We start from the raw sequence: 18,260 nt of genomic DNA, 5'->3' as shown, positions 1-18,260 counted from the left end.
CACGTAATTGGCTCTGGCGCGAACTCCGTGAAATGCCTTGGTGCTCAGGCGATGTGGGTGTCGGCGAGTTCGGTGGCGGGGCTGTGGGTGAGTTTTGCCCAGGTGGTGATGGTGCCGGTGAGGGCGAGTGCGGTGCCGTAGAGGACGTGCAGGCCGCCTTGGCTGGCGATGACGGCGTCGTGTTTGGCGAAGGCGCGGTGTTTTCGGGCCAGGGCGAGCAGGTCGGTGGCGGCGCGTTCGCCAATCCAGTGCCCGCGGGGCAGGCGGACGGCGGCGGCCAGTCCTTTCGGTGTGTCGGGGTTGCGGCCGCAGAGCCAGTCGTCGAGCAGGCCGGTGCCGACGCCGATGCTGCCGGAGACGGTGGCGTCGTCCGAGCTGGTGGCGGTGGGTGGGATCGCGTCGAGCAGCTCGGTGGCGGCCGCATCGTCGCCGTTGATCAGGGCGACGACGACCCCGCGCAGGGTGGCGAGGGTGTTGTCGCGGGCGGCACCGACCGGGGTGGATTGGATCATGTTGAGGCGCTCGACCGCACGGGCGAACGCGGCGTTCAACGTCTCCAGGTCCGGGACGTCGATATTGTCGATATCGATGCCCTCCTCGGCCAGAAATGGCGCGAGCTCACGCATCATCTCATCGGCCATGCCCGGGGTGTGCTGGATCCGCATCGGGCCCGGTTCGGGTTCGGGTGTGCGCCGTCGTATGTTCGCCACCCGGCCCATCCTGCCAGCCCCGCCCGGCCGGTGGAATCAGTTGGGGTGCAGGATCCGGATGCGCAGCAGGTCGAATTTGGCACGCCCGTACATACTTCTCTTGAGGTGCTTGATTCGCGTCACGCTGCCCTCGACAGCACCGGAACTGTGCGGCAGGGTCAACCCGTTGGTGACAGCGTCGATGTCGCTGCGCAGCCCGCGAGCGAACGTTCGCAGCGCGGGCGCGCCGGTGCGGGTGACTCTGGTGATCCAGGACTGGATGCGCTGGTTGCCGGTGCGGGTGGTCATGATGTCGGCGAACTCGCGCACCTGCCGATGCGTCACCCGCAGCACCTCACTGCATTCCAGAACCTGCTTCAGCTGCACGCGATCGCCGTCGGTGAGCCGGTCCGGGCGACACGTCATCCACCGCGCGACCTGGCGCACGGTCGGCGGCGCCGGAATCGGGGCGGGCAGCGGCAGGTGTTCACGCAACGGCTGCACATAGCGGCGGACGGTGCGGACGCTGCCGCGATACCCGAGCGCCCGGATCTCGGCCGCAAGCGTCGCGGCGTCGCGGCAACCGGTGTTCAACCGGTCGTGCAGGTGGGCTCTGAACGGGTCGAGCAGGCTGTCGCGGACCCGCTCGGCGCCCAGTAGCTGATCGGCGGTGTCCGCACGGGCGAAGCGCCGCACCGTTTTCCGATCCAGCCGCAGTTCACGACTGATCGCCGAGATACCGTCCCCACGCTCGATACGAGCGCGGACAGCGGCATATCGTTCCCGTGTTCGTGTCGTCAATCGCCCCTCGGCCGGCGCGACCGATGGCAACGGAATAGACTGCGCGGCAGGTTTTTCCGGCATCTGCTCCATGGTGGCACGCAGGGCGGCTCGTTCGGCCACCACGGTCTTGTCCACCGCCTCGGCGAGGTTGTGCCACAGATGCCAGCGGTCGGCGACCTGGATCGCGTGCGGTGCGGCGGTCTTGACCGCCTCGGCGTAAGCCGAAGCGCGATCACGGCACACCACTTCGACACCGGCATGCCCGCGCAGCCACTGCGCCAGCGTCGCGGCGGTGCGGTCGGCGAGCACCTCGATCGGACGATGCGACTGCATATCCACCACGACCGTTCCGTAGGTATGTCCGCGGCGGAACGAAAAATCGTCGACCCCGAGTATCTGCACCTGGGCGATCGGCGGGTCCGGCAACGCCCGCACCAGCCGCAACAGCGTGTCCCGGCTCGTCGCGATCCCCAACTTGCCGGCCAGGCGGGCACCGGCCCGACCGGCCAACGCCAACCCGATCCTGGTCAGCGTCGCCGCCAGTTGGCTCGTCCGGCGCGCCCACTTCACCGTCAAACCAGCAACCTGCTCAGCGAAAGTCTTTGCTGCACAACCACTATTCGGACAGAAGAACCGACGAACCCGAAGGCGCAGCACCACCGCGCTGCCCGCGATCGACACATCCGCCAGCTGCCGTCGATACCGCGAATGCACCCGTGCCGAGTCACTTCCGCACTGCGGGCAAGTCCCCGATCCCGCCGCAACGGCGGCTTCGATCGTCACGGCATTCCGATCCCGCCGAACGTCGACGATGACCAGATCATCCAAGTGCGGCAACAACATTCGAGCCGCATCACCAAACCACGCTTCACACCCTCACCCACCCCAGCCCGGATCCAGCGGCAACACGCCGAACAGCGCCATCACGGAGTTCGCGCCAGAGCCACGTAATTCCCCAGGGTGTCGTTCACGTAATTCCCCACCGGGAAGACGAGCGCGGCGGTGAGGTCCTCGCAGGAGTTGGCTGCTCCCATCTGTTGGTGATGGGAGCCGGGATTGGCGAGGAGAACGTTCGACGTGGTCGATATCGTCGAGATCTTGATCCATTGGCATGCGGGTCGTTCGCAGAGCCAGATCGCGTCCAGCCTGGGTCTGGACCGCAAGACGGTGAGGAAGTATGTGGACCCGGCCGTGGCGGCCGGGTTGTCCCCGGGTGGTCCGGCGCGGTCGCCGGCGGAGTGGGGCGAGCTGGTGCGGGAGTGGTTGCCGCAGTTGGCTGATACGAGGTTGCGGCAGTCGACGTGGCCGGAGATCGAGCAGCATCGCGATTACATCGTTTCGATGTTGAAGGCCGGGGTGAGCAAGCAGACGATCTGGCAGCGGCTGCGTGACGAGCAGGGCCTGACGGCGTCGGTGTCGTCGCTGAAAAGGTATGTGGAAGCGAATCTTCCGGAGGAAGACCAGCGCGGGCGGGTGACGGTGCTGCGGGATGATCCGCCGCCGGGTGAGGAAGCCCAGATCGATTACGGGTATCTGGGTTCGTGGACCGATCCAGTCGGCGGGCGCAGGCGCCGGATCTGGGCGTTCGTGATGGTGCTGGCGGCCTCGCGGATGATGTTCGTGCGTCCGGTGCTGACGATGGACCAGCAGGCATGGACCCAGGCCCATGTGGAGGCGTTCGCGTTCTTCGGTGGTGTCCCGGCCCGGTTGGTGCCTGACAATCTGCGGACCGGGGTCGCGCGTCCGGATCTGTATGACCCGAAGATCAATCGGTCCTATGCCGAATTGGCCCATCATTACGGGACTTTGGTCGATCATGCGCGGCGCGGGAAGCCCAAGGACAAGCCGCGGGTGGAGCGGCCGATGCCCTATATCCGTGACTCGCTCTGGCGGGGCCGGGAATGGACCTCGCTGGCGCAGATGCAGGCCGCGGCGCTCGAGTGGTGCCGGGAGGTGGCCGGTGGCCGGTCGTGTCGACCGCTGGGTGGCGCTTCCCCGCTGTCGGTGTTCGCGGCGATCGAGGCCGAGGCGTTGAATCCGTTGCCGGGCAAGGACTTCGTGCTCGCGGACTGGACGACGGGAACCGTCGGCCCGGACATTCATGTCAAGGTCGGCAAGGCGTTGTATTCGGTGCCGTGGCGGCATATCGGGCGCAAGGTGGATGTCCGGTCGACGTAGTCGATGGTGCAGATCTTCGACCGCGGCGAGTTGATCGCGACCCATGTGCGCAAACCGTTCGGCAAGCAGTCCGACCTGTCGCACTACCCGCCGGAGAAGATCGCCTTTGCCATGCGCGGACCGACCTGGTGCCGCAACCGGGCCGCCGAGATCGGTGCGGCAACCGTCGCGGTGATCACCGAATTGCTGTCGGAGAACGCGCTTTTCCGGTTGCGTGCCGCCCAGGGCGTGCTCGGCCTGGCCGACAAGCACGGCATGGCGCGGCTCGAATTGGCCTGCGCCAAAGCGATCGCCGTCGGGGACCCGTCCTATCGCACCATCAAGGGCATCCTGGTCGCCGGGTTGGAGGCCGATCCGCCACCACCCTCGACCGGCGATGGAGGGGCCGCCGCGTTCCTGCATGGCCCTTCGCGGCTGTTCCGCAACGTCGTGGCCCTGCCCAACCCGAACAGTCCGGCCGCGATCACCGCCACCACCACGATCACCGACCGGGACGACGACGCCCGCGATGGCGTCGCCGAAGGTGAGCGCGGAGAAGGAGTTTCGGCATGATCGTCGATGTCGCCCTCGAACAAGCGTTGCGGACGTTGAAGCTCTCGGGCATGTTGCAGACCCTCGAATCCCGCCTCGCGCAAGCCCGCGCCGGAGACCTCGGGCATATCGAGTTTCTGCAGGTCCTCTGTCACGACGAGATCGCCCGCCGAGAGTCCCAGTCGATCGCCCGCCGCATCCGTCGCGCCCAGTTCGAACAACAACTCACCCTCGAACAGTTCGACTTCGCCGCCAGCCCGAAACTTCCCGCCGCCCAGATCCGCGATCTCGCGGCGCTGCGGTGGCTGCCCGTCGGGGAGTCGGTCCTGCTCTACGGACCAGTCGGGGTCGGGAAAACCCATGTGGCACAAGGACTCGGGCATCTGACGATCCGCCAGGGCGCCGAGGTCCGGTTCATGAAAACCAGTCGGCTGCTGGCCACTCTGGCCGGCGGCCACGCCGACCGGACCTGGGACAAACGATTACGCGAGTTCATCCGGCCCGCCGTGCTGATCCTCGACTTATCCCGACTCGGTGATTATCCCGATGTCGTGGGTCAATTTGGCGGGATTGCTTGTGTGGCAGTGGTTCTCCGGTAGCTGTTGTCGTGGATGTCGGGATATTCAGAGGCTCTCCAGGAAGGCGAGTAGGTCGTCCGGGGGCCGGTAGCGGCCGGGTTTGGTGGTGGGTGGTGTGGTGCGGGCCAGGGCGCGTTCCTTGATCGCCATGTCGGCGTGGAGGTAGGCGGCGGTGGATCGGGGGTCGGTGTGGCCGAGCCAGAGCGCGATGACGGCGGAATCGACGCCGCTGTGCAGCAGATTCATCGCGCAGGTGTGGCGAAGGGTGTGGGGTGAGAGTCGCTTGCCTTCCAACGACGGACATCGCTGGCGGGCGATGTCCTTGTAGAGGTTGAGACGTGCTTCGACGGCGTCGTCGCTGAGTCGTCGCCCGGTGCGGGTGGCGAATGCGGGCTGGTCGGGGTGTCCGTGGCGTTCGTGGAACCAGACGCGCAGGACCGCGGTGGTGGCCGGGGTGAGCGGGACGCATCGCTGCTTGCGGCCTTTGCCCCGGCAGCGCGCGTGCGCGCCGGGGCCGAGTTGGATGTCTCCGCAGGTGAGTCCGGTCAATTCCGACAGCCGTAGCCCGGTCTGGATTGCGAGCAGGAGCAGGGCGTGGTCGCGGCGGCCTTCCCAGCGGGAGCGGTCGGGTGCGGCGAGCAACGCGTCGACCTCGTGGGGTTGCAGAAACGAAACATCGGTTCTGTCGCAACGTTTTTGCGGGATAGCGAGCACTTGCCCGATCAGCTCGGCGTGTTCAGGGTGGCGAACCGCAGCGAACCGGAACAGGGACCGCAGGGCCGCCAGTCGCGCGTTGCGGCTGCGGGCGCTGTTGTGCCGGTCGGTTTCCAGGTGCTGCAGGAATGCCGAGATGGCCTCGGCGTCGAGATCGGTGAACTCCAGCGCCGAGGGCGCTTTGCCGGTGCGGTCACCGACGAACCGCAGCAGCAGTTGAAAGGTGGTGCGGTAGGAGGTAATTGTGGCCGGGCTGGCCTGGCGCTGGTTGATCAGCCGTTCGGTGAAGAACAACTGCAGGGTGGGCGCGATCGGGCTCATCGGTGCAGTCCTTCCGTGGTCGGGTTCTGCAGTCGCTCAGCGGCCAGCGCGAGCAGTTCCGGGTTGGCCGACAAGTACCAATACGTGTAGATAGGTGTGCGGTGACCCATGTAGGTCGACAATCGCGGCAGCAGCGCCGCGACGTCGTCTCCGTTGCGATACCAACGCACGAGAGTGTGGACCGCGAACGAATGTCGCAGGTCGTGGATGCGCGGGTGAATGGCCGAATCGGTGCCGACGCCCGAGACCGTCACCAGCCGCCGAAACAGGAATCCGAAGTCGGAGTAGATCACCGGGGTTCCCTTGCCGGAGCAGAAGTAGTTCCCTGTCGTCGAGATCGGCACGTGTCGGTCCCGGATCGCGGCGTAGGCGGTCAACGCGGCGGTGGCGGTGGGGTCCAGCAGGACCTCACGGTTCTTGGTGAATTTCGACGCGCGGACGGTCAGCACCCCGTCGACGCAGTCGACATCGTCACGGGCCAGCACGATGGCCTCGCTCACCCGCAGGCCGGTGCAGGCCAGCAACCCGATCATCGTCTCGACCGTGGCTCGGCGCAGCGTGGTGGGCACCACCACCGGCACCGCGCGCAGCAATGCCTGGATGTCGTTGGCGGAGTAGATGAACGGTGTTTTCCACTGCTGGCGGTGAGTTACGAGCCCATATGGGGGGATCTCGGTCGCCGGGTCGATGCCCGACATATAGCGGGCGAACCCGCGCACCATGGTCATCCGTCGTGGCCATATCGAGCTGGCAGGGCCGACGTCGCGACGTCGAACCCATTCCAGCGCAACGTCGGTGGTGATCCTGGTTGCGTCGATGGCATCGAGGTAGGAGACGAAGCGTGGAAGCAATCGGTGCGCTTCGGCCAGGTCATGGCCGAGGCTGCGGCGCAACCGTAGGTAGTCAGCGGCGTGGCTCGCGAAGTCGGTGCTCATGACCGAGCTGCCGGCCATGGCTGCACGACCGCGCGCAGCGCGGTCCGGTCGATCTTGGCGTAGTCGGAGGTCGTGCCGAGATCGGTGTGTCGAAGCACCTGTGCGATCTCGATCAAACTCCCGCCCTGGCGCAGTATTTCGGTGGCCAGCCCGTGACGCAGGCGGTGCCCGCCCACCGGTGTCACTCCGGCGCGGCGGCAGGCTCGGTAGACGATTTTGGGGATGGTGCTGGGATGGATCGGCCGTGGCGGCGCATACAGGGTCAAGATCGCTTGCGGGCAGGTGCAGCGTGGCCGGTCGTGGCGCAGATACTCCGCGACCGCAGCGCCCACCGAGGTCGGCAACGGCAGTCGGTCCAGGCTTCGTGCCTTGCCACGCACTACCAGTTCTCCACGCCGCCAATCGATATCACCGAGCTGCAGGGCAGCGACCTCCCCGCTGCGCAGCCCCAGCCGCGCCAGCAGACTCAGCACCGCGTAGTCGCGGCGCCCGCTCACCGTCGACCGATCGCAGCTGGCGAGCACCGCATCGACCTCCGCGACGCTGGGACCATCGGGCAGCCTGGTGCCCCGCCACGCCGCGACCGGCGGCATCGCCGAACCGAGATCGGCATCGATCCTGCCGCGCAGATACAGAAACCGCAGCAACGCTCGCAGATCGGCGGCCTCTCGTTTCGCCGACCCCACGACCAGACGCGCCCCGGCCGCCAGCAGGAAGGCGTTGACCTCCCCACCGGTCAGTCCCTCATCACCCACCTCGTCGCCGAGCGGTGAAGACCGTTGTGACAGAAACCTTTTAGCGAACCGCTCGTATCGCAACACGGTGCATGGCGTCAGGCCGCGCTCATCGAGCAAATAGTGCCGATACCCGGCCAGCAACACCTCCCGCGCGGTCGGGGCCACCGGCTCGACCGCACTGGTCACACGCCAGTCGGCCAGATACGACAGCAACGTGGCCGCGGTCGCCATCGTCGGAACCCGTCGTCGTCCACTGGCCCGTGCCTCGACCAGGAACTGCTCGACCACCGCCGCCCGCAGATCACCTGCCGCCAGATCTGTGCTGGTCATCCATCGGTTCAGCTGACCCATCAGGCCGAGATGCTTGGCAATCGCACCGGGCTTGTGCCCACGCGCGAGCAGCTCCTGCTCGAATCCGGCAGCGAACTCCACCAGCGGGCCCTCGCCAGCCATCCACCCAGTCGTTCCCATCGTCGCTCCTCTCCGACACGGAAGCACCGTGCTCCCGCAACCAAAGAGTGCGACCCCCGGAATTACCCCGAGCCAAGAACCAGCGACCAGAACTAATCACACACCGCCACAGCAACTCTCGTGTCAACCATGCAAGACAACGGGATAATCACCGGCTCGGGATAAGTCGAGTAATCCCGAGATCGGGATTAGTGGACGACTTCGGCATGCGGGAGCTGACCGCCACCCAGGCCGACGACCTCTACGAACTGATCTCCGAACGCGCCGCCGCCGGTGGATCCATGGTCCTGACCTCGAACCGCGCCCCGGTCGACTGGTATCCGCTGTTCCCGAATCCCGTTGTCGCCGAGTCACTGCTGGACAGGCTGATCAACACCAGCCACCAAGTGTTCATGAACGGCCCGTCCTACCGACCCAACAAACGTCCTCGTGACAACGACACACAACCGAAGGAGGCCATCGGGTAGAACATCAACCAGGACCCACCACCTGCGGAATTACGTGAGCACAGGGACCGGGAATTACGTGAACGTTGACACGAATATCTGCTTTGGGATATTTTGCGCCGTAATCGATATCGAACGCCTTGATGGCGATCGGGGCGTGGTCGATGTCCTCGGCATTGTAGATTCCTTCAAGGCCCCGAGCGCGCTCGGGATGCGCCGACTTCGGCTGCGCGGCAAGAACATTCGCCGATTTGCGAAACCAGCAGCGCTGTTCCCGAGATTGCTTGAACACTTCGCGCAGCGCGCGCCAGAACCCGAGCGCGCCGTCCCCGACCGCCAGCGCTGGGGCGGTCATGCCGTGGCGGCGGCAATCACGCAGCAGATCGGCCCACGATTCGGCCGATTCGCGGTCGACGCCGCCGACAACCCAGCCCTGGACCGAGGAACTGCTCCAATGCCGGACCGAAATCACCGGTGGATAGTCGTGCAGATACAGCAGTGGCAGCACCTCGGTGAGCTGCGGGGAGCGCCGTCAGCGGCGCCAGGCAGGCAGGATCGCCGAGGACAACCGTTGCCGCTCAACGCTTTCTGGATCCCCCCCGACCATCGTCGACTCCTGGTGCGGCCACGGTGACCGCGCCGGCGGCGGTCATGACCTGCCGTTCGGCGTGGTAGCCGTGGCCGCACCACCAGCCGCGGCCCGTTCTCGTCGACCTGGTCAGCGAACCGGTCGGTATAGACGGCGACCTCGGCTCGCAACGCCGCGGCCAGCATCTGCCGCGCCCTCGAGCACGATTTCGTCGATCGGCGAACCCGACACCGGACCCGCCGCGCCGTCCCGGCGACGCCGTCGATTACCTTGAGCATGGGACGTACCTTCCCGCCCGGCGTTGGCGCCGAACGGATTGAAACCCGTTGTCTTTCAGATCATCCGGGAAGGTACTCGCTCCCAGTCATCCACAGGTTTCGATCGTTGCTCGTCGCACGGGCGGAGGAGTTAGCTAAAGCCGACGATTCTTGGTGGGTTGGAGCTTGTAGCTCCGCGCCGGCCAAGCTAGCGAAGACCTGGGTATCCCCAGGTCGCGTGTAGAGCACCTTTGCTTTGGTGAGCAATTCCTCGTATTCGGCGTCCGGGTCAGAGCTCCAGGTGATCCCTCCTCCGCTGCCATAGACGGCGGTGCCGTGGTCCCGGTCGATGAGCGTGGTACGGATCGCGACACTGAAGCGGGCTCGGAACTCCTTGTCGGGTGGTGCTACCACGCCGATCGCGCCACAGTAGATGCCACGGGGAGTGTCTTCGAGTTCGCGAATCATGCGCATGGTGCTGCATTTGGGGGCGCCGGTGACAGATCCGCACGGGAACAGGGCTCGGAAGATGTCTACCAGTCCTAGGTCTGCTCGGAGATGGGCCGACACTGTTGACGTGAGCTGGTGAACTGTCTCGTAGCGTTCGACTGCACACAACGACGACACCGAGACGGTTCCCGTCGCGGCAAGTCGGGCTAGATCGTTGCGGATCAGGTCAACAATCATGACGTTCTCGGCCCGCTCTTTTTCGCTTGCCTGAAGTCGGGCGCGAATGATTGAGTCTTCGGTGCCTGTACGACCTCGCGGTGCTGTGCCTTTCATCGGACGCATGGTGAGTCGGTCGTGGCGTAGCTCGAAGAAGAGTTCAGGACTGGCGCTCGCGATGGCGTACCGCCCGAGATCGAGGTAGGCGTTGTAGACGCCGCGCTGACCGAGCGCCATGGCGGAGTAGAACTGCGTTGTGTCGCCGTGCATCTGGGCGCGGATGCGGGTGGTCAAGTTGCACTGATATGTTTCGCCCTCGGCTATTCGGGCGCGAACGGTCGCCACCCGATCTCGATGCGTGGCCCTGGTCCAGTCACACGACCAGCGGCCGACGGTGTAATCGTGGTCAGTGAACGAGGCCACAACGGGAACGTCCAGTGGTGCGGAGCTGACGCCGAACCACACCAGCGGCAGACCAGCTTTCGGCGGGTGGACCTGCAGACTCGTATCGAGCCCGGAGGCCGCCTCATAGGAAACAAATCCGTATGCCCACCAACCGTCTGCGGTCACTCGTTCGACCTCGGCCAGGACAGCGGCGACGTCTTCGTGGTGCCACGCAACCAGACAGAACGCGATCTCGGGAAACAATTGGGCACGCCCAGCGCGCAGATTGTCGAAACGTGCCCACTCGGACGGACGTCGCATCGGTTATCCCCTCCGCCGCAGGTCAGCTGAACGTCGGAGCGCGCTTGGCCAGGAAAGCGTCTATGCCCTCACGGCCGTCCGGACTGTCCACAAGTCGCGAAATCGCTTCTGCCTCTGAGTTCAGATGCGCTACGAACGATCGGTCGAGACTTGTCCACAGCAGGTGTTTGGTTGCGGCGAATGCTTCGCTGGGCCCAGCAGCGAGTCGCCTTGCGATTGCCCGTGCTTCGCTGACGACATCATCGGAGTCCGTCAGTCGGCTTACCAGACCCCACTTCTCCGCCTCGATGGCATCGACAGCACGGTTGGTCAGGGCGAGGTCCATAGCGCGGGCCATGCCGACTCTGCGCGGCAGGATCCAGGAAGCACCGCAGTCGGGCGAGAGACCACCTGCGGTGTAGGCCAGGCGCAGCTTCGCGTGTGGTCCGGCAAGAACAATGTCAGCGGCCAGGACCAGGCCCACGCCGGCTCCTGCCGCAATGCCGTGCAGGGCGGACACAACCGGCACCGATGCGGTGGTGAGGAGTTCGAGTGCGTCGTGCAATGCGGTCGCGACCTGTCGCATTCGTTCGCTGCGATCGCCGCTCCCGGAGAAGTATGCGAGGTCGCCGCCGACGGAGAAAACCTTCCCTTCGGCAGCGAGGACGATCGCGCGTACGGCTCCGCTTTGCGCACCGCGGGCCGCGCGCTGGACCGCGGCGTGGAGATCTTGCGCCATGGCAAGGTCGAATGCGTTGTGTTTGTCTGGCCGCGCCAATGTGATCACGGCAACGGACGAATCGATCTCCACCCGAACGTGGTTGTGCGCGAACTCATTCACGGGCCGCCACCTCGGCGTTGTCGCGGGCAGCGGGCTGCGCGGCGGCGATTGTGGCGAACAACTCAAGCAGCGTCGCGTCGTCGACCGATCGAGGATCTGCGACAGCGTCGGGGCTGGCGCCTTGCATGAGGCGTTTCAGTGGTATCTCGAGCTTTTTACCGGTTCTGGTATGTGGGATTCCCGGCACGGCGATTACTTCGTCCGGAACGTGTTTGGGAGACGCTCCTTCACGAACCGCGGTGCGAATTTTGGCACGGAGCTTATCGTTGAGTTCGACACCGTCGGAGAGAACGACAAATAGCGGCATCCAATATCTGCCGTCGGGGTACTCGACGCCGAGGACCAGTGACTCCTTGATCTCGGCGAGTTTTTCGACGGCTTGGTAGATGTCAGCGCTACCCATTCGTACACCGTTACGGTTGAGGGTGGCGTCGGAGCGGCCGTGCACAATTACTGATCCGTGACCGGTGACCGTAATCCAGTCGCCGTGCCGCCAGACGCCAGGCCAGTAGTCGAAGTAGGCGGCGCGGTAGCGTGCACCATCCGGGTCGTCCCAGAAGTAGAGCGGCATCGACGGCAGTGGCATTGTCACGACCAGCTCACCGACTTCGTCGAGCACCGAACGTCCTTCGGTGTTCCAAGATTCGAGCGCGACGCCCAGGCATGGCGCCGACAGCTCGCCGGCCCGAACCGGTTCGGTCGGAACGAATCCCGCGAAGGCGCTGACGACATCCGTTCCGCCGGTTGTGGACGCCAATGCCACGTGTTTGCCCAGTTTGCGCGAGACCCAGTCGTAGGAGCCTGGTGGCAGAACCGAGCCGGTGGCTCCCAGAGTGCGCAGTGAGCTGAGGTCGCAATCGTGCCTCGGATCGCCGTCCGATTTTTCACAGGCCTGCAGGTAAGCCGGGCTGGTGCCGAGGACTGCGACTTTGTGGCGCGCCGCCAGCGACCAGAGCATATCCGGATTTGGGTGAGAGGGGCTGCCGTCGTATGTCACGATCGTCGCGCCGACCAGTAGTCCAGCGACCTGGAAGTTCCACATCATCCAGCTCGGCGATGTGTACCAGAAGTAGATGTCTCCCGGCCGCAGGTCGAGGTGGAAAGCCATCTGCTTGAGGTGCTCGAGCAGAACTCCGCCGTGACCGTGAACGATACCTTTCGGCCGACCGCTGGTCCCGGAAGAGAACAGTACCCACAGGGGGTGCTCGAACGGTACCTGCACTGGTGTGAACTCGTGCTCGCCCGCGCTGGCGTGCGACCACTGGACTGTGTCGGTGATGTCATCAAGCGTCAGACCGAGTCGGTCGATGACAATGGTGGCCCGCACGGTTGGCAACGCCTCGCGTAACGCAACAATCGAGGTGCGACGATCGGCTGCCTTACCGGCGTATCGGTATCCATCGGCTGTGATCAGGACCATCGGGTCCAACTGGCCGAGTCGATCGGCAGCCGCGGACGCGGAGTAGTCCTGCCCGCACGACGACCACACCGCACCCACACTTGCCGTGGCCAGGAAGGCGATGACCGCCTCGGCAATGTTGGGAAGATAGCCGACCACACGGTCGCCTTCGGTGACTCCGCACTCTCGAAGGTACGTTGCGATTGCGGCAACCTGCCGCCGTAGCTCTCGCCAGGTCACCTCGCGCGGACCGGCGCCGCCGGGTTCCGAATCGTCGACGATCGCGACGGCGTCGGCATCCGCATGGCGCAGAACCTGGTCGACGTAGTTCAGGTGCAGACCGGGAAACCAGTGGATATCCGGCATCCGGTCTCCGAGGAGCACCGGATGGTCGCTACCCGAGCGGATGATGCCGAAGTACTCGCACAACAGGACCCAGAACCGATCGGGCTCGCTGACAGACCATTGGTGAAGAGCCCGGTAGTCGTCGAAGGCGAGATCGTGTCGCCTGGCCATCCATGCCTGGAAGGCGACTATGTTCGACCGTTCTACTGTCGACGGGCCAGGAATCCAGATTGGCATGTCGGACAACGCTTCCGGCACGGTCAATTCCCTTCAGAAGATTAGGTGTCGTTGGCGCGCGGTGTAGTTGCACGTGGCAGCCAGTTCTGCCTGAACAGGCCGAACTGGCTGGAACGAGTGCTGCGCGCGGCGTGTTCAGACGGTGAGTGCCGGTTCTGCGGACAGGTCGCGGCGGCGGTCGTCCTTCTTGTATGGGGCGGGTGCGACCGTCGCGCGAAGCTTCATCTGGGGTTCGCCCGGATTTCCCCAGAGCACAGTGACCTGCGTACCCGGCTCAGCGTACTGCACGTCGATGAAGCTGAGCGCCAGCGCCTTGCGGAAATGCAGGCTGTAGCCGGGGAACGTCGCGTGGCCAATCGTCTCGCCGTCGGCGTTCAAGATCTTGTCGACCCATGCGGTGGCATATGGAGAGTGCGGGATTTCGAAGGGGCGGATGACGTCCCCCTGACCGAAGAGGGTGGCATACATGGCGATGAGGTCGTCGCTGTTGAACTCCAGGGTGACGACCTTACGGCGTGGGTTGGCGACTTCTTCCTCGAGTGCCTCGCGCCCGATGAAGTCGTGGTCGAACTTGATGTTGGCTGCCCAGCCCATCTCGACCGGGCTGCGGTAGATCTCGCGGATGTCCTCGCCGTCCCAGCTGCCGGTGAAGGAGGTAGAGATGCTGTAGGGCCAAGCCTCCATCGCGGTACCTCGCCAGCCGTCCGGGAGCGGGTTGTCGTCGACCCACTTTCGGAATTCCGCCTTGCTGTCGTCGGCGAGAGCGTTGAAGAAGTGGATGCAACCGGTGGGGTACGAGGCCTCCATGTGGTTGATCATCAGATTGCGGCGGCCGAGCCTGCGGATTCCGAACTCCTTGCCGGCTTCGTAGACGGCGTTCCAGATCTCGTCATGTTGCTGGATGGGTCCGTGGATTTCGAAGCCGATCTCCCCGGCCATACCCTGGCGCAGGAACGTCGTGTCGTGATCGGCGAGCGGAACCGGTTTGTGCGCCATGAATTTCACGTCCCGCAGTCCGGTTCGGGTGAGCTTCTCCAGCAGGGCGAGCGAGGCTGGTCCGGAGACCTGCAGCTTGTGCGACAAGGGGAAGCTGGTCTCGACGTCGTAGCCCTTTGTGGCGATGTTGTACCGGATCCACTGGGGGGTGCCACATTGGTACTCGAAGTCGTCCTCGCCGTGGCGGAACAGGATGCCTTCGGAGATGACCTTGCCGTCCTCGTTGACCTGCACACAGTGCTTGGCCCGGTTCAGCGGGAAGTTATCGAAGCTGTTCACCGACAGATCCTTGAACAACTGCAGTGCGTCGGGGCCTTTGACCCGGATCTGCGGTACGAATGTCCAGTCGCCGATGTAGCAGGTCTTTTTCCACGACAGCTGCTCGTCCATCCATCCGGTGAACTCGAGCCGGTTGATCTGTGGGGGAAATTCGATTTGCGGGGCGGTTTCGGAGAACGCGCGATATGGCCTGGGGTCGTTCATGGAGATCCTCCTGGGGCAATATGACCGCGACCACATTGGGCGGTCTTTCGCAGGTTATGAGCAGCGTCGGCCTGCATTCCACCCCCGCAGGGTGGGGGGTTTCATCCCCAGGGGAGGGCAAGAGCCTGGTCATCGATTCGATGCGGGGAGTTACGACCTTGGCAGCCGCCGCAGGGTGCTGGTCCAGTGCTCGTCCGGGAGCCGCTACGCCGATGGGTTCAGAATGCGGGCGGGGCGCTGCTGGGAACCGAAACCTACCCGGGTGGCTCTGAAATCCCAGGGGTGCAACCTATAGATCCGAGGGCGAAGATACGTCGCCCCCTGACCACGAGCGAGTAACGTCGATCACATCCTCCATCGCGCCGTTCACCTTGTCATGACCGACTCGACAGCAGGTGTCGCCGAGGCGCTGCGACGTTCTGCGGACCGATACCGGAGCTATTTTCAGATGCGAGACACGCGGCAACGAGGCCGACACGTACAAGCGGATGAGCCGACGTCGTCGCACCGGCACCAGGGGCAGCTCATTCATGACGTTCCGCTGCTAGAGCGGGACAGCGAGATCGAAGCGATCGAGGCCGCGATCGATCGAGGCCGCGATACCGACGGGCGGTTGTTGATCGTCGAGGGGCCGAGTGGTATCGGCAAGTCGAGGCTTCTTGGTGCGGCCCAGGGGATTGCTTCCAGAAAGGAGGTCGAGGTCCTCACCACCTACGGTGGTGAGCTGGAGCGCGAATACCCCTTCGGTCTGGTCCGTCGCCTGCTCGAAGCTCGGGTGGCCCGAGCCACCGAGACGGAGCGATGCTCGCTATTCCAGGGACACGCCGCCCTCGCCGAGTCGCTGCTCGAACCATCTGCGGCGCCCGGCGAGTCGCCGTTGACCGACGAGTTTCATCTCATCCACAGTCTGTACTGGCTGGTAGCGAACCTGGCTGATCACGCGGATCTCGTCCTTATCGCCGACGACTTGCAATGGGCCGATGAGCTGTCTCTGCGATTCCTCCTCTACCTCGCTCAGCGGCTGGCCGAACTACCGATCACCATCATCGGCGCGATTCGTACGGGCGATCCGGCTAGCGAAACCGAGTTGGTCGAACGGTTACTGCTCCAGGCCGACCGCAACTTGCGACCGACGGAATTATCCGTCGATGGGGCCAAGCGGCTGTTCACGGCCTTGCTGCCATATGCCATCGAGGATGCCGAGGTTGTGGCCGAGAGCTGGACGGCCACGCGGGGTAACCCGTTTCTGCTCGGACAGGTCGCCTCATCGCTTGCTGCGGTGGGCGACGAAGGAAGACAAGATCTGACACGGCATATATCCGATCTGGCGCCAGAGTCGGTTGGGCGCAGCGTCATGCTGCGGCTAGGCGGGTTGGGCGGCGGCGCCGTCACGTTGGCACGCGCGGTATCGATATTGGGAACCTCCACCCCGCTGATCAACGCAGCCGAGCTTGCGGAGCTCGACTTTGCATCGGCGTCGGCGGCAGCCGACAAACTACGGGCGGCACAGATCTTCTCCGGCGGACAGGACCTCACCTTCTACCACCCGATCATTCGCTCAGCGGTCTACAATCGCTATCCGACCAACGAGCGGGCCGAAGCGCACCTGCGTGCCGCCGAACTGATACGAGCCGGAGGCGGCGAGAGCGATCACGTCGCGATGCACCTCATGCGGGGCGCCCCGACCAACGCGGACTGGGCCCGTTCGGCTCTGCACGACGCGGCGCGGGACGCCGGGAGGAAAGGCGCGCCGGCCACAGCAGCCGGATACCTCCGGCGGGCTTTGCTCATACCCCGCCCCGACCGACAGCAGAATGCCAGGCTATTGGTAGACCTCGGCCTGATGGAGGCCGCTGCAGGGGAACGAACCGCTTTGGCCCATCTGGAAGCGGCTCTCGATCTCATCGAGGAACCCGCCGAACGGGATCGGGCAATGTATGCACTCGGCCAGACACTGTTCCGCTACGGGCGTTCGGCTGAGGCGCGGACCGTGTTCCGGCGCGGCGCAGACGCCTTCGCCGACAATCCCGAGGTATCACTGCGGTTCGAAGCCGGATTCATGGCTTCCGCGGCCTACCTTGTGGACCGCGCATCCGAGGCCCACCAGCGAGTAACGAAGCTGACCGCATCTTTTCTCGATTCTCCCGATCTGTCATTGTCGGAGCGGCTTCTCGTCCTGCACCTCGGGGTTTTTCGCGCGATGTGTTCTCCCGGCTCGCAAGAGCATGGGAAGTTGCTGTTGCGGGCACTCGGCGACGGCGTTGAACTTTGGCGCGCGACATCCGACGGGATGACGATGAGCCACGCCATGCTCGCGCTCACGTGGTGCGGCTTCGGGCAGGAAGCATCCGACCTCGGTGAGCGCTTGCTCGTTGAAGCCCGATCCCGCGGTGACTCCCTGATCTTCGCTGAAGTCTCACTCGCCAGATCGCTGGCCATGTACTCACTCGGCCGAGTCGGCGACGCAATGGTCGATGCCCAAGCAGCGATCGTCGGCATGGGCCGGGGCTGGAACTCGACCGTGCCCGCTCCGCAAGGCGTGCTTGCGTACTGCTTGATCGACCGCGATGAACTCGACGAGGCTGCGGCGGTACTCAACGATGCTCACGATCGGCTTCGTAGCGGCGAGACACGCACACTGAATGTCTGGTTTTACATGGCGCGAGGACGATTGCGACTTGCCCACAGTGACTACCGAGGAGCGCTCGACGACTTCCTGCTCGTTGGCTCCTTGTTGCAGGCGAATACCTTCGTCAATCCTGGCTATATGCTGTTGCCTTGGCGCTCCCACGCAGGTCTGGCTGCCCACGCACTCGGCCAAACGGGCCACGCACGCACGCTGATCGATCGTGACATCGAGTTGTCACGCGAGTTCGGGTTGCGATCCACTTTGGGTGCCTGTCTGCGAATCCGGGCGATAGTGGCCGACGGAGGTCCCGACATGGCGCTGCTGGAGGAATCGGCGCACGTCCTTGAACATCCTCGCGCATCGACGCTCGAACTCGCCTATACGTTGTGTGAACTCGGTGCCGCGCAGCGCCGTTCGGGCCAGCGTGTGCGATCACGGGAGCCACTTCGGAAGGGACTTGACCTGGCCCATCAGTGCGGTGCCGTCGCGCTCGAACGACGCGCCCATGAGGAGTTACTCGCAAGCGGGGCGCGACCACGCCGATCTGTCCTGCAGGGAGTCAACGCGCTGACTCCAAGCGAACACCGGATCGCATCGCTGATGGCGAAGGGCATATCCACTCGCAACATCGCCGAGAGCCTTTATTTGACGATGAGCACCGTCGAGTGGCATCGACGCAATATCTACCGCAAACTCGAGGTAGCTACTCGGGAAGGCCTCCGGGACGCGATGGCCGAATACTCCGACTGAG

General features: G+C 64.7%; 11 protein-coding genes and 3 pseudogenes. 4 read left to right on the top strand and 10 right to left on the bottom strand.

Annotation, left to right across the window (positions count from 1 at the left end; all coding sequences use genetic code 11):
* Positions 1-44 precede the first annotated feature (44 nt).
* A complete protein-coding gene (locus ABZV44_RS27695) occupies positions 45-710 on the bottom strand; it encodes a hypothetical protein (RefSeq protein ID WP_354842147.1) in 666 nt (221 codons plus the stop codon).
* A 36-nt stretch (positions 711-746) separates the two neighbouring features.
* Complete coding sequence (locus ABZV44_RS27690) at positions 747-2,315, bottom strand: ISL3 family transposase (RefSeq protein WP_354842144.1); 1,569 nt, start codon at positions 2,313-2,315, stop codon at positions 747-749.
* Between the two features lie 234 nt (positions 2,316-2,549).
* On the opposite strand from ABZV44_RS27690, the pseudogene istA reads away from it, so the two are divergent.
* A pseudogene (istA, locus tag ABZV44_RS27685) lies at positions 2,550-4,064 on the top strand (IS21 family transposase); the annotation flags it as partial.
* 134 nt (positions 4,065-4,198) lie between these two features.
* The gene (locus tag ABZV44_RS27680) at positions 4,199-4,780 is read left to right on the top strand and encodes an ATP-binding protein (protein ID WP_354842141.1); all 582 of its coding nucleotides are present in this window, start codon (positions 4,199-4,201) and stop codon (positions 4,778-4,780) included.
* 24 nt (positions 4,781-4,804) lie between these two features.
* Here the strand turns inward: ABZV44_RS27680 and ABZV44_RS27675 are convergent, their stop codons facing one another.
* From ABZV44_RS27675 to ABZV44_RS27665, 3 genes are read right to left on the bottom strand one after another with little or no spacing between them, the layout of a single operon-like run.
* A complete protein-coding gene (locus ABZV44_RS27675; RefSeq protein WP_354842138.1) occupies positions 4,805-5,794 on the bottom strand; it encodes a tyrosine-type recombinase/integrase in 990 nt (329 codons plus the stop codon).
* Positions 5,791-6,729: a tyrosine-type recombinase/integrase gene (locus tag ABZV44_RS27670; RefSeq protein ID WP_354842135.1), complete on the bottom strand. Its 939-nt coding sequence runs from the start codon at positions 6,727-6,729 to the stop codon at positions 5,791-5,793. The genes ABZV44_RS27675 and ABZV44_RS27670 overlap by 4 nt, the downstream gene beginning before the upstream one ends.
* Positions 6,726-7,937, bottom strand: a complete 1,212-nt coding sequence (locus ABZV44_RS27665; RefSeq protein ID WP_354842132.1) for a tyrosine-type recombinase/integrase — start codon at positions 7,935-7,937, stop codon at positions 6,726-6,728. Before ABZV44_RS27665 ends, ABZV44_RS27670 begins: the two co-directional genes overlap by 4 nt.
* A gap of 188 nt (positions 7,938-8,125) precedes the next feature.
* On the opposite strand from ABZV44_RS27665, the pseudogene ABZV44_RS27660 reads away from it, so the two are divergent.
* Positions 8,126-8,404 (top strand): annotated as a pseudogene (locus ABZV44_RS27660) (ATP-binding protein); the annotation flags it as partial.
* Between the two features lie 79 nt (positions 8,405-8,483).
* Here ABZV44_RS27660 and ABZV44_RS27655 read toward each other — a convergent pair.
* From ABZV44_RS27655 to ABZV44_RS27635, 5 genes and pseudogenes are all read right to left on the bottom strand, one after another.
* Positions 8,484-9,203, bottom strand: a pseudogene (locus tag ABZV44_RS27655) (transposase); the annotation flags it as partial.
* A gap of 107 nt (positions 9,204-9,310) precedes the next feature.
* On the bottom strand, positions 9,311-10,600 hold the full coding sequence (pabB, locus tag ABZV44_RS27650) for an aminodeoxychorismate synthase component I (RefSeq protein WP_354842129.1): 1,290 nt from the start codon (positions 10,598-10,600) through the stop codon (positions 9,311-9,313).
* A 22-nt stretch (positions 10,601-10,622) separates the two neighbouring features.
* Positions 10,623-11,420: an enoyl-CoA hydratase-related protein gene (locus tag ABZV44_RS27645; RefSeq protein WP_354842126.1), complete on the bottom strand. Its 798-nt coding sequence runs from the start codon at positions 11,418-11,420 to the stop codon at positions 10,623-10,625.
* Positions 11,413-13,401 (bottom strand): acetoacetate--CoA ligase, encoded by a 1,989-nt coding sequence (locus ABZV44_RS27640; protein ID WP_354842248.1) that lies wholly within the window; start codon positions 13,399-13,401, stop codon positions 11,413-11,415. Before ABZV44_RS27640 ends, ABZV44_RS27645 begins: the two co-directional genes overlap by 8 nt.
* Positions 13,402-13,536: 135 nt before the next feature.
* Positions 13,537-14,787, bottom strand: coding sequence for a hypothetical protein (locus ABZV44_RS27635; protein WP_354842124.1), 1,251 nt, complete (start codon positions 14,785-14,787; stop codon positions 13,537-13,539).
* A gap of 469 nt (positions 14,788-15,256) precedes the next feature.
* Here ABZV44_RS27635 and ABZV44_RS27630 point away from each other — a divergent pair, with 469 nt between their 5' ends.
* Positions 15,257-18,259 carry an AAA family ATPase gene (locus tag ABZV44_RS27630; RefSeq protein ID WP_354842121.1) on the top strand — a complete coding sequence of 1,001 codons (3,003 nt, stop codon included), beginning with the start codon at positions 15,257-15,259 and terminating at the stop codon, positions 18,257-18,259.
* Position 18,260: the final 1 nt, after the last annotated feature.

It is taken from the genome of Nocardia sp. NPDC004860 (genome assembly GCF_040609015.1).
Lineage (GTDB): Bacteria > Actinomycetota > Actinomycetes > Mycobacteriales > Mycobacteriaceae > Nocardia.
This window is presented reverse-complemented; position numbering and strand designations above follow the sequence as displayed.

Excerpts from the sequence above, each read along its gene's own strand:
- ABZV44_RS27690 (WP_354842144.1), bottom strand. The coding sequence starts at position 2,315 with ATGTTGTTGCCGCACTTGGATGATCTGGTCATCGTCGACGTTCGGCGG.
- ABZV44_RS27680 (WP_354842141.1), top strand. The coding sequence starts at position 4,199 with ATGATCGTCGATGTCGCCCTCGAACAAGCGTTGCGGACGTTGAAGCTC.
- ABZV44_RS27675 (WP_354842138.1), bottom strand. The coding sequence starts at position 5,794 with ATGAGCCCGATCGCGCCCACCCTGCAGTTGTTCTTCACCGAACGGCTG.
- ABZV44_RS27670 (WP_354842135.1), bottom strand. The coding sequence starts at position 6,729 with ATGAGCACCGACTTCGCGAGCCACGCCGCTGACTACCTACGGTTGCGC.
- ABZV44_RS27665 (WP_354842132.1), bottom strand. The coding sequence starts at position 7,937 with ATGGGAACGACTGGGTGGATGGCTGGCGAGGGCCCGCTGGTGGAGTTC.
- pabB (WP_354842129.1), bottom strand. The coding sequence starts at position 10,600 with ATGCGACGTCCGTCCGAGTGGGCACGTTTCGACAATCTGCGCGCTGGG.
- ABZV44_RS27640 (WP_354842248.1), bottom strand. The coding sequence starts at position 13,401 with ATGCCAATCTGGATTCCTGGCCCGTCGACAGTAGAACGGTCGAACATA.
- ABZV44_RS27635 (WP_354842124.1), bottom strand. The coding sequence starts at position 14,787 with ATGGACGAGCAGCTGTCGTGGAAAAAGACCTGCTACATCGGCGACTGG.
- ABZV44_RS27630 (WP_354842121.1), top strand. The coding sequence starts at position 15,257 with ATGACCGACTCGACAGCAGGTGTCGCCGAGGCGCTGCGACGTTCTGCG.